The sequence below is a fragment of the Mucilaginibacter ginsenosidivorans genome, assembly GCF_007971025.1.
Classification (GTDB): domain Bacteria; phylum Bacteroidota; class Bacteroidia; order Sphingobacteriales; family Sphingobacteriaceae; genus Mucilaginibacter; species Mucilaginibacter ginsenosidivorans.
Map to the genome: position 1 here is coordinate 2,781,601 of NZ_CP042436.1, position 11,965 is coordinate 2,793,565.

Annotated in this window: 11 protein-coding genes; 2 read left to right on the forward strand and 9 right to left on the reverse strand. The window is 44.4% G+C overall.

Annotated elements, in window-relative coordinates; translation table 11 throughout:
- Positions 1-66: 66 nt before the first annotated feature.
- A complete protein-coding gene (locus tag FRZ54_RS12720) occupies positions 67-1,470 on the reverse strand; it encodes an ATP-binding protein (RefSeq protein WP_147031977.1) in 1,404 nt (467 codons plus the stop codon).
- A 136-nt stretch (positions 1,471-1,606) separates the two neighbouring features.
- Here FRZ54_RS12720 and FRZ54_RS12725 point away from each other — a divergent pair, with 136 nt between their 5' ends.
- On the forward strand, positions 1,607-3,220 hold the full coding sequence (locus tag FRZ54_RS12725) for a DUF3943 domain-containing protein (RefSeq protein ID WP_147031978.1): 1,614 nt from the start codon (positions 1,607-1,609) through the stop codon (positions 3,218-3,220).
- A gap of 5 nt (positions 3,221-3,225) precedes the next feature.
- Here FRZ54_RS12725 and FRZ54_RS12730 read toward each other — a convergent pair whose 3' ends face one another.
- The 7 genes from FRZ54_RS12730 to FRZ54_RS12760 all read right to left on the reverse strand — a co-directional run bounded on the left by FRZ54_RS12730 (position 3,226) and on the right by FRZ54_RS12760 (position 6,817).
- The gene (locus FRZ54_RS12730) at positions 3,226-3,816 is read right to left on the reverse strand and encodes a TlpA family protein disulfide reductase (protein WP_147031979.1); all 591 of its coding nucleotides are present in this window, start codon (positions 3,814-3,816) and stop codon (positions 3,226-3,228) included.
- Between the two features lie 21 nt (positions 3,817-3,837).
- Positions 3,838-4,488, reverse strand: a complete 651-nt coding sequence (locus FRZ54_RS12735) for an aquaporin (RefSeq protein ID WP_147031980.1) — start codon at positions 4,486-4,488, stop codon at positions 3,838-3,840.
- A complete protein-coding gene (locus FRZ54_RS12740) occupies positions 4,488-4,907 on the reverse strand; it encodes an arsenate reductase ArsC (protein WP_147031981.1) in 420 nt (139 codons plus the stop codon). Before FRZ54_RS12740 ends, FRZ54_RS12735 begins: the two co-directional genes overlap by 1 nt.
- A 5-nt stretch (positions 4,908-4,912) precedes the next feature.
- A complete protein-coding gene (gene arsN2, locus FRZ54_RS12745) occupies positions 4,913-5,344 on the reverse strand; it encodes an arsenic resistance N-acetyltransferase ArsN2 (protein ID WP_147031982.1) in 432 nt (143 codons plus the stop codon).
- Positions 5,345-5,356: 12 nt separating this feature from the next.
- A complete protein-coding gene (locus FRZ54_RS12750; protein ID WP_147031983.1) occupies positions 5,357-5,896 on the reverse strand; it encodes a DUF6428 family protein in 540 nt (179 codons plus the stop codon).
- 32 nt (positions 5,897-5,928) lie between these two features.
- A complete protein-coding gene (locus FRZ54_RS12755) occupies positions 5,929-6,258 on the reverse strand; it encodes an ArsR/SmtB family transcription factor (protein WP_147031984.1) in 330 nt (109 codons plus the stop codon).
- Between the two features lie 88 nt (positions 6,259-6,346).
- The gene (locus FRZ54_RS12760) at positions 6,347-6,817 is read right to left on the reverse strand and encodes a hypothetical protein (protein WP_147031985.1); all 471 of its coding nucleotides are present in this window, start codon (positions 6,815-6,817) and stop codon (positions 6,347-6,349) included.
- Between the two features lie 191 nt (positions 6,818-7,008).
- On the opposite strand from FRZ54_RS12760, the gene FRZ54_RS12765 reads away from it, so the two are divergent.
- Positions 7,009-8,478 carry a sensor histidine kinase gene (locus FRZ54_RS12765; RefSeq protein ID WP_147031986.1) on the forward strand — a complete coding sequence of 490 codons (1,470 nt, stop codon included), beginning with the start codon at positions 7,009-7,011 and terminating at the stop codon, positions 8,476-8,478.
- 146 nt (positions 8,479-8,624) lie between these two features.
- Here FRZ54_RS12765 and FRZ54_RS12770 read toward each other — a convergent pair whose 3' ends face one another.
- On the reverse strand, positions 8,625-11,828 hold the full coding sequence (locus FRZ54_RS12770; RefSeq protein WP_147031987.1) for a chemotaxis protein CheB: 3,204 nt from the start codon (positions 11,826-11,828) through the stop codon (positions 8,625-8,627).
- Between the last annotated feature and the right edge of the window lie 137 nt (positions 11,829-11,965).

The following is an 11,965-nucleotide window of genomic DNA, read 5'->3' on the forward strand; positions in this document are numbered from 1 at the left end:
TCAGAACTGAATGGGGTAACTTAATCAACCCAATCAACTACTTCACTTAATCAACTTCTAATAAAATTATCCGTCTATCGGGAAGCAAACAACAAAAGCCGTTCGCCCCGGTTCGGATGTTACTTTAATGGAACCGTTATGCTGATCTACTACAATGCGGTGCACCATTTCCAGACCCATTCCTGTGCCCTTGCCCATTTCCTTGGTTGTAAAGAAAGGCTCGAAAATGTGCGCCCGAACATCATCGGGTATGCCCGGGCCATTGTCGATGATACTTACCTGCACAAACTCACGATCCTTTTCCGTTTTTATCGTAAGCGTCGGATTTTCGACACCTTCCATAGCATCTATTGCATTGTCGATCAGGTTTGTCCACACCTGGTTCATTTCTCCTATTAATGCTTTTACCGGCGGCAATGTTTCGTCAAAATCTTTGATCTTGGTGATATTTAGCTTTTTTAACCGGTAACCCAGCATGGTAAGCGTATTGCGGATACCAATATGAATATCGGCGTATTGCTTATCCTGTCCGCGATCCATGTGGGTAAAGGTTTTGACAGAAACTACCAGTTCGGCAATACGCTTGGACGATTCCCTGATATCCTGTACCATCTTCTCGGTAACCAACAGGGTGTTTATCCAATTAAAAATGGGGGAGAAGTATTGAAACGGGATATGGCTCCTGAATAATTCGATGTCCTCGTTCTCAAAACCAAACTCCACAAAGTTCTCAGCCACTTCCTCGCTGTTCTCGATGGCCATTTCGTCAAAAAGGTCGGTCAGCTCTTGTTCTTTGGCCGTGCGTTCGCGCAGCGTAAGTTTAACCTCCCGGTTCTCCTGCATCACGCGGAACAGTTTTTTGGTAACTACATCAACATGTTCCGGCTCCATACGTATCGCAATAACCGACTTGAAAGTTTCTGGCTCCATCTGCAAATGCTTAAGCAGCGATTCCGAATCGCGCACGATAGCCGATGCAGGATTGTTCAATTCGTGCGCCAACCCGGCAGAAAGCTTGCCTAAAGCCATCATTTTTTCGTTCTGCTGCTGCAACGCCGTAAAGTCGCGCACACGGTTCGTCATCACATGGACAAGGGCCTGTGTCAACTCGAACTGCGTTTTTATCAGTTCCGTCATTTTATTTTTCGGGAACGACATCAGTTGCAGGTTACCTATTGCCACACCATAACCCGAACTTATTTTACCCCGCGAATAGGGGAGATAACCTGTTATGTCACCTTCAACTGAGTCGCCTATCTCGCGCTTTACGCCGCCCATATAAAAATATAAGCGCACTTTGCCCCTTATGATGAAGTTGGTCCAATCTATAGGCATTCCCGGCTCGAACAACAATTCGCCATCCGGCACTTCACGGCAGATGCTGTGGTCGATGATCCATTGTAATTGCTCGTCGGGCACTTCTTTAAGCGCCTCAAATGTTTTTAATAAAGCAGGTGTACACTCTAACATGGGTTAAAATTAGGCAATTTAATGGAAGAGTTAAAGACGAAAACAGTGAATAGGGGCTGTAAACATAACAACACCCATGGGGGCAAACACTTGTGTAACTTATTAGTTATAATGTATACCAATTACGACCCTACTGATGACAAGCATGTTCTATGCGGTGCTGGTATTTATATTTAAATCGCCCGCCCTTTTTCTTTTGCGTGGCAGGAAAATCCTTTGCCTATGCGTATTGATTTTTACCGTAACAGTTTCGCTCGCCCAAACACCTGCCAAACTCGATACCATTGTTCCCGGCAGGGGAACGCCTAAACAGCAGATAGAAGAATCGAAAGCGATAAAAAAGCAGGTTCTTGCAGATTCGACTGGAGGACAACCCGCAAAAAGCCCGCTGGTAGATACGACCACGCATAATCACTACGGCGACTTGCTGAACGACGATATTAAGTATAATCAAAAATATCCCTGGTGGAAGCCGGCTGTTAATGTGGTTGGCATTAACCTGTTTACCTGGACGATGGACCGTTTTATCTTTAACGAACCTTTTTCACACATTGGGCCATCCACGTGGAATTATAATATTAATAAAGGCTGGGAATGGGATTCGGACCGCTTTGGTATTAATTTTATTGGCCATCCTTATACCGGATCGATGTATTTCAATGCTGCCCGATCTCAGGGGTATAGTTACCTGCAGTCGGTGCCTTATGCGGTTGGCGGAAGTTTAATGTGGGAATACCTCGGCGAAAATACACGGCCATCGTACAACGATATTATTAACACGCCTGTAAACGGAGCATTTTTGGGGGAGATATTTTACAGGCTTAGTTCCAACGTTCTTGATGACAGGACACGCGGGAGCGAAAGGTTTTTCAGAGAATTGGTTGCCGGCCTGATAAACCCCGTTCGTGGGTTGAATCGTTTATTGCAAGGTAAATCTTTCAGGCATACCCTGACTGAAGTATACCAGAAAGAACCGCTTAATATCACAATTTATGGGGGTATACACCAGATAAACGTAGACAATAAGACCATTTTTGGCAGTGGCCCTACCAATCAGCTTTTAACGGTACAATTTGACTATGGTAACCCTTTCGAAGAGATAAGGCGTAAGCCTTTCGATATCTTCAGGTTCCGTACCGAACTCAGTATAGGCACCGGCAGGAAAATATTGGATAATATTATCGGTTACGGAATTCTATTCGGCAATACTGTAAAATGGAACAGGTTATCGGTACTATACGGTGCTTTTCAGTATTACGATTACTGGGATAACAAGACATTTGAATTGGGGGCAATCGGCTTCGGCGGGGGCGTAATAACTAGGTACAATATCAGCAAAACGCTCGACCTTTATACCAATTTCCATGTTTCAGCTATCCCGTTAGCGGGCAATAGCACCAGGTACGGCCCCGGTACCGGCGAGGTACGAGACTATACCTACAACGATGGCCTGGAAACCAAATTTGAAACGACGCTTAACTTTGGTAAGTATGTTAATACCGGGGTTGCATTTTACTACTATATTCTTCACACCTTTGTTGGGCCTGCAGGCAATAATTATATAGCGATCTTAAGGCCGCGGATCAATGTTCGGGTATACAAGAACCTGAGCATAGGCTTTGAACATTTTGAATATTATGACGACCGCTTTCTGAAGCAGGGGCCACCGATTTATTCAGTACGTACGGAACAGAAAATTTACCTGTCTTATTTTTTCGAGGATTCCCAGCGAAAAGGGCATTATGATTAACAATGCTATTGTTCTGCGGCCAGGTTGGTTATATATTGCACAAATTTTTCGTCATCGTACTTGGCACGGTTAAGATGCCTGAAAACCACATCCCCCTTTTTATCTACAACAATAGTTGTAGGTATACCTTCACCGAAAAGACTATTGGGCACATGTGCTGCATCGCCCCCGTAAACCGGTAATTGATATCTCTTATTTTTAAGGAATTTTGTTGAATTTGCGAGGTCGTTGTCTACATCTACCATCACAAAAACGATATTGGTATCGGCTTTCACTTTTTCATAAAGCGAATTGATGGACGGCAGTTCGGCCAGGCAGGGCGGGCACCATGTGGCCCAAAAATTAACAAACACAACTTTTCCCTTTTGTTGCTGAAGATCGATAGACTTGCCGCTGAGATTTTGCACAAGCATGGTCGGTGCCGGTTGGTTTTTTTCGCCGGGCTTAATTTGAGGGATATCTGGTTTGAAAAACCCGATCATCATCAGGCCCATTATTACCCAGCTTTTCATGCGCGCGCTGTACAGGTACACCGCCACGAAAAGCACCATCAGTACGGTAGATATTTGTGACCAGGTGATCTTTTTGAAATTCATGCTGCTGCAAATATACTGTCTTTAAGGTTGTGCGGGCGAATTCAACAGCTTCCAGACGGGAATTGCTGAAACTGCCCCAAATACTGTGGCCACAAGGTATATCCACAAATGCGCCGTATGGCCCGAAACAATCGCCGGTGCGAATGATCTTGCAGGGTTCATGGAAGCGCCGCAAACCGGGCCTGCGAACATCGCCTCAAGGGCCACCACGCTGCCGATAGCAAGACCCGCGAACATCCCCTGTTCCTTGCTGCCCTTAGCTACATTAATGACGACCAGCATGAGGAAGAAAGTAAGTATGAATTCAAGAATGAATGATTGCATATCGCTGCCAGCCGGCAGAGTGCTACCCAAATACTGGTTGGATGGAAATAACAATTTGAGCGTCAGGCTTGCAAAAAGTGCGCCCAACAGCTGGCTCAGGATAAAAGGTATTAATTCCCTAACCGGAAATTTCCCGGCAACCGTAAACGCAATGCTCACGGCTGGATTCAGGTGTGCGCCGGAAATATCACCGAACGTATAGATCATGCTCATCACGATGAGGCCGAAGGTAATGGCCACGCCCGCGTGAGTTATGCTGCCGTGTGTTTGCTGGTCGATAACTATGGCGCCGGTGCCGGCGAAAACGAGGGCATAGGTACCCAGAAATTCAGCCAGGTATTTTTTCATCAGGCGGCTAAATGCTTTTTTACAAAATCCTCACAATATGTTTTGACCATGTCCCTAACCCGCCTGAACTCGCTCATTATCTCTTCGGGTGTGCCCTGAGCTTTTGCCGGGTCGGGAAAATTGTGATGAAAACGTTCCATTTTGCCGGGAAAGTAGGGGCAATTCTCATTCGCATTGTCGCAGACGGTTATCAGGTAGTCGAAGGGTATGTCAATGTATTCATCAACATTGTTCGATGTATGATGCGAGATGTCGATGCCATCTTCGGCCATAACCTGTATAGCCCTAGGATTAACCCCGTGTGTTTCGATGCCGGCGCTGTATACTTTGGCTTTATCGCCTGCGAAATATCGTAAATAACCTTCGGCTAACTGGCTGCGGCAACTGTTGCCGGTACACAGTACTAATATGTTCTTCATTTTTTTCAGGCTGATAAATTTTTCATCATTACAATGGCCGATTGAGGACATACAAAACTAAATTCGGACGATTGCTGTACTTCGGCGGGGACATTGGCACGGCCTATGGTTAAATATCCTTTCCGGCTGAAATAACCCGGGGCGGTTTCAGTCAGCAGGTACAAGGTTTTTACGCGTTTGCCTTGCGCCAATTCTTCTACACCCTTTAATAATTCTCCGGCAATACCGTTACCCCGCGATGCGGGCTCAACGGCCAGTGAGCGCAGCAGGCCGTATTCGCCGTAAACCTCCAGTCCGGCAGTACCTGCTATCCTGTCATCAAGCTTTGCAACAAGAAAATTGTCAAGTGATGCGGGAAGGTCGCTTACGGGCAATTTTTCAGCGGCAAGTATCGCTTCCACGTCTGCCTGGTAGTCAATAGCTCCTGATATTTCCATCTTCGTACCAAATTAGCAGCAACCGCCGCCGGGTGTACAGCAGGCATCAGTTGTTGCAAGGTTTTTAAGCTCTACTTTAGTTTTTTCCGAAGGCGCGCCACAGCTTCCGCCACGTTCAATGGCTTTACACTGTACCGTATCGGGCCGCAGGTCAATAACAAGTTCTTCGTCATTAACAATAAATTGGTGCGGGTACATCTGTCGTGTATCAAAGGAACCGTTACCGAATTCGATCTTCACAGTGCCCGCCGGGTTTAGCGGAAGTTTCTTTTCGACCACATCGATAATGGACAAAGCCTTCCTGGTCTTCATCGGCCGTAACTGGCTGCCGCCGTTGGGCTCGTATAGCTGAACGATGATCTCGGTCCATGCGTTCATAACCCCACCGCAATCAACCGATGTTATAGGTGCTTGTTTTATTTCTGTGATGTGATAGGATGCTGCCACTTTTTTATCATCCGCATATTGGAATTGAAGATCGAGCATGGGATTGGCAAGCAGTATCTCCTTGAAACCGCTCCACTTAATTTGGTCATTACTTGTTGTATTCATTGTAATATTGCGATTAATTGGTTCAAAATTTTTTAACAGCATTTGCCCGGCTCACAGTACGAGCCCGTAAATAGTTCAAGTTCATCCCGAAGTATTTTCCAGGCTTTTGGTTCAATACAATAGCAGGTGCTAACGCCTTCAATTGTACCCTGTATCAATCCTGCGTTCTTCAGTTCTTTCAGGTGCTGGGAGATAGTTGCCTGCGCCAGCCCCAGATCATCCACCAGGTCGCCGCAAATACAGGCGTTCGCCCTGATCATTTGCTGCAAAATAGCTATCCGGGCAGGGTGTGCCAATGCCTTAAGCATTGCCGCGAGCCGGTTTTGTTCTTCAGTAAATATTTCCGTTTTAGTTAAGCCCATAAATCATCGCAATATTACGATTAATTTATCAATTCCAAATAGTTTGTTAAATTTTGAACTAAAATGGATTGCGTGGCTACGGATGTTGTTACCTGTGTGCGGCTTTTTTTGAAAATACTTTCGACGCGATAAATACCTTTATTACCAGCAATGCGGTTATCAGGTAAACATTATAGATGTCTGCTATAACCGGGATAGAGGTTTTGGGTGCAATGTTGTTATACACGATAACGATGATCATGCTTAAGGGCAATATCAATGCGTCCAATACGATGGAAACGATAAGTTGCCCGGTTTTTCCTTTCTGGTAGAGGTTGAGTACAAAGTTGTTCGCAAAATAACAGAATAGGGAATAAGCAATGAGCATAATAACGAAAACCTTATTCATTGGCGACGAGGCGGGGGCATAGTACACTTTACTAAATCTGTGGATTAGAAAGGGCATCCAGAATTCGATCGTTGTATACAACATAAAACCGTAAAATAACGCGACGCTGAGAAAATGCAGCATGTATTTTAAAGTAACCGAGGCCGATCTGTCCAGTTGGGAAGTTTTCATATCCAAACATAGCAAATTGTTTAATATTCAAAATACGCTCATTAATAAATTAAGAATATCAGGCGATGTGAAACTGTCTTTGAATACGATTGTTATAGAAAATGGAGCCGAATTAAAATTAACCTTTTTAAACATTTTACGTAGAAGCCTGAAATAAATACCCCTGATTAATTTATACTATCTACCTGCTTGTGGAATTAACAGAATCTGCCGAAATATTAAAGTTGATCATTGAAGGCACCAACGCCGGAATATGGGACTGGGATTTTGAAACTGGCGAGGTTTTCTGGTCCGAGAACTTTTACGGCCTGTTAGGTTATATACCCGGCGAGATACCTGCCAAAATAGAAACATTTTACGACCTGTTGCATACCGAGGATAAAGCGCCTTTAACCAAAGCGCTGAACGCTCACCTGAAAGACAGGGCGCCATATCGTGTTGAGGTGCGTTTGCGTACGAAGGATAATGGCTATAAGTATTTTGAATGTACAGGCAAGGCCATTTTTGAAAATGGCAAGCCGGTACGTATGGCCGGGTGTAACATGGATATTAACGAGCGTAAAGTGCTGGAGAACAAACTTGCACTGAACGAATATTTGCTATCGGAAGCAGGGCGCCTGGCCCGGATGGGCGGATGGGAATTTGATATTGCCAAAAAAGAAAATGTTTGGTCGAAAACGGTGTATGATATTTATGAACTGCCGTACAACCATAACCTTGCGTTTGACAATCCTTACACTTATTTTCTGCCGCCGTACGACGAGATGCTGAAAAAAGCTGTGGAGCAAACAGTGAGCCATGGTATTATATGGGACCTGGAACTACAGTTGCTTACTGGGACAGGTAAAGTGATATGGGTGCGTTCTTACGGCGAGCCTGTTTTTGACGCGAAAGGCGAGATCATCAAACTGAGAGGCGTTTTCATGGATATTGAAAAATATAAGACCAATGAGATAGCCCTGAACACTTCTATAGAACTGATAACGCAGAACAACCTCCAGCTAAAAAACTTTACGCACCTGTTGTCGCATAACATCCGCAACCACGCCAATAACATTGCCATGCTTACTTCGCTGATGGATGACAGTACGCTTGATGAGGATAACGCAGATATGCTTCAAAAAATTGAGAAGGTATCGCAGGGACTAAGCGCAACGCTCGACGACCTGGCAGAAGCAATAAAAGTGCAGGAAACGGAGCTCGTGCCGGATACCCTGAACTTTTCGGAAATTATAGACAGCGTGGTGGCCGTGCTTGAACCGGACCTTAAAGCTAATAACGCTACAATAAATCGTGAACTGTGGACCGAAAAAGTACAGTTCCCGCGGTTATACCTCGAAAGCATTGTGATGAACCTGCTAACTAACGCTATCAAATACCGTAAACCTGACGTGCAGCCGGTTATTAATTTGCGCACCTATACCGATCATAATGATTGCGTAGTTTTTGAATGCCAGGACAACGGCCTGGGCATCGACCTGGAGATACATGGTAAAAAGCTGTTCGGCCTGTACAAAACCTTCCACGAAGGGAAGAACTCACATGGCGTGGGCCTTTTCCTTACTAAAACCCAGATCGAGTCGCAGGGCGGTCATATCATGGTTGACAGCGAACCCAACCAGGGCAGCACTTTCAAAGTAGTTTTTAAATCGAAAAGCTGATTTACAGCATCAAGGGATCAATTCACGTCAACATCAAGCAACATCGAGTCAACATTCGGCATTTTTGAGGCAACATCAGGCGCTTTTGGATCACACTCAGACAAAATTGGTTTGAGAGTAATTTTCGGTTTACAGTATAGTTATCGTTACGCCAATACTTCCGTTTCGGCCTTAAGAAATATCATAAATTTGCTTCCCTTACCGGGCTCGCTTTCCACAATAATATTGCCCCCTGCTGCATCTACTATTTTTTTCGCAAGGTGCAAACCTATGCCGTGCCCCTCAATATCCTGGTGAAGCCGGCCATACATCTTAAAGATATCGTCCTGCTCTTTTTTTGACATTCCCATTCCATTATCCTGTATGGTTAATATTACATTGTCGCCGCTCGTTTTCGTACTGATCTCAATAACGGGCGCTACATCGCGCTTGAATTTAATGCCGTTGGATACCAGGTTGTAAACTATGCTGCGCATATTCTTTCTCGAAAAGCGCAGGCGTTTAACCGGCAGATCCCTTTTTATGATTGCCCCTGATAATTCAATTTTCCCTTCAAGGCTCCATTCCACGTTATTGATAATGTCGTTCATGTCTACCATTTCCATAGCCAGCATGTCATTTTCCACATTAGCTATCGTACCTATATCCTTAATAAGCGAACTGAATTTTTTAATGGACGTGTTGATGATCGTTAAAAAATCATGAAGGCGGGGTTCGGCCAGCGGTATCTGGTTCATGACGTCGATGCTTAACTCAATATTGCCCAGGGGCGCCAACAGATCGTGCGATGCCGCCTTTACAAAATGATCAAGGTCCTCATTAATGCGCAATAGGCCTTCATTTCTTTTATCAAGCTCCAGTTGCGTTTTCTTTAGCTGCGTAATATCATTAAAGGTAATTATGGCGCCGTGTACTTTGTTATCGGCCTGCTGTACATAAGGCATAGTCATCAATTGGTACCATTTGCCGTCGTTGGTTTCTATTTCTTTGGTGATAACACTGGCCTTGCTGATCACCTGCTTTATATCTTCTATTATCGATTCAAATTTTATATTGGTGGTAATATTGCTCAGCGGCCTGCCGATGTCTGTTTCCAGCAGGTTCACCTGTTTAACGGCACCCGGCGAAAACTTCATCAGCAGCAATTCGTTGTTAATGATCAGCTGACCGTTGATATTGCTTTTGAAATAGTTGTTCAGATCGTCGTTAAGTTCAAGCAGCTCTTTGTTTTTTAGCTGGTAATCGGCATTAATGGTATCCAATTCTTCGTTCACCGATTGCATTTCCTCATTGGTACTTTGCATCTCTTCATTTGCCGATATCAACTCCTCGTTGAACGACTGCATATTTTCGTTTGATGCATCCAGTTGCTCATAAGTGGAATGCAGCTTATCTTTCAGGTCCTTTAATTCCTCCTCTAAATTCCGGGTGTACTGGTCAACGTATATTTTTTCATCAAATACCGTATTCTCCTGCCCATCCGCATCATCTGGCTTGTCATCGCTAAAAATAACCATCAGTATCTTCTGCGTATCTTTTTTTGTGATCAACGGCGTAACCGACAGGCTCACCTTTATAACGGCATGGCCCTGTTTTAAATTTATACCGCTTACCGAAGCTTTTTTATTGGTCTTCATAGCCTCGTTTCGCAGTAAATTGAAGGCCACTGCAAGCGCTTTTGGCAAAAGTTCTTCCAGGTTCGGGTTGAAGTTCTTTTGCAGCAGGTATTTTGTGGTATCCCCATAACTTTTTACCACGTGGTTGTACTCGTCTACACAAACAACCAATTGCTCAAGCTCCGTAATCAAACTCGCATTTATCGCCTCGGCTAAAGTATTGCTTGCACTTTTGGCGCTATCCTCCAATATGGCAAGGGCGGGGGCGCGTTTAATATCGAACAATTCAGGGATCGAAAATGCATCAAAGCGTACCACACGCTTTGTTTCAAGGTTCTTGTATATCTTCCATTTTTTATTTACCACTTGCAGGTTTTTTATAATAGGCATCGGATTTTCGCTCGAACCTAAAAACAAATAGCCGTCCATCTTAAGGCCGAAAAGCAACATGGTAAATATTTTCTTTTGGAGTATCGGCGTCATGTATATCAGCAGGTTTCGGCAGCTGATGAGGTGCATGTTGCAATAGGGCGGATTTTTAACCAGGTCGTGCTGGGCAAATATCACCATCTTGCGTATTTCGGGTTTCACCCGGTAATTGTTCGCTTCTTTTAGGAAATATTTCTCGAGCCTGTGCACTGAAACGGCTTTTTCAATAGTTGCAGGGTAAACACCTTTACCTGCCTGTGTCAACGCAATACTGTCAATATCAGTGGCAAATATTTTTACAACCGTATCTTTCAATTTGCCTTTTAATTGTTCGGCTATCAATATCGCTAACGAATAAACTTCTTCGCCGGTAGCGCAGCCAGCTACCCACATTTTCAGCTCTTCGCCCGGGCCAAGCTTATGGAGGATATCGGGTAATACGCTTTTTTGAATAAATTCGAAAGCCTCCTTATCCCTGAAAAATGAGGTAACGCTTATCAGGAAATCTTTGGTAAGTGCATCCACCTCATCGGGAGCGGTCTTTAAAAACTCCAGGTAGTTGCCCAGTGTCATAAAATTATGCTGGGCGGCCCGCCGCTTGGTCCTTCTCAATATGGTTGATGGCTTATAATCGGAAAAATCGAGCGGCGATTTTTCTTTTATCAGTTCTATTATCTCTTTCAGATATTTATCGTCACCCTCGTTGTCATAAGTCAGTTCTGCACCGTATTTGATATAATCTTCTATGGCGTTGGGCATCAGCTCCGGCTCCAGAACAAAATCAACCATGCCGGTAGCAATAGCATGCGAAGGCATACTGGCAAATTCCGATGTCTCCGGGTTACGGGCAATGATCATCCCGCCGGCCTTTTTTATGGCCCTCACCCCCTCGGTTCCATCCGAACCCAGGCCCGATAGGACAATACCAATGGCTTTACGGCCGCTATTAGCAGCAAGTGAATTAAAAAAACGATTAATAGTGAGGTGCGGCAAATGGTTATCTTCTTTTTGTTTATTAGTTAAGTACAGCCTGTTGTCGCGGATGGTCATGTATTTATCATTGGGGATCAGGTACACCAGGTTGGTTTTTACCATCAGGCCGTCTTCAGCTTCCAGCACTTCCAGTTTACTGTGCCTTGCCAGCAATTCCGCCATCCGGCTTTTAAAATCGGATGATAAATGCTGGATAATGATGTACGCGACGCCGTCTAAAGGGGTGTGATCAAAAAAAGTATTGATCTCTTCCATGCCACCGGCGGATGCGCCAATGGCTATAATGTGATGAGGAGAACTACCTTTGGTCATGATATGGGATTAAATAAACAGTAAAAAGATCTCTTCAGATCCTGTAGGAGGGTAGATAAGACTATTAAATATACAATTATATTTTGAATATAACTGCATTTAATTATTAAACAAATGGAGGTAATTGTGACCCGGCT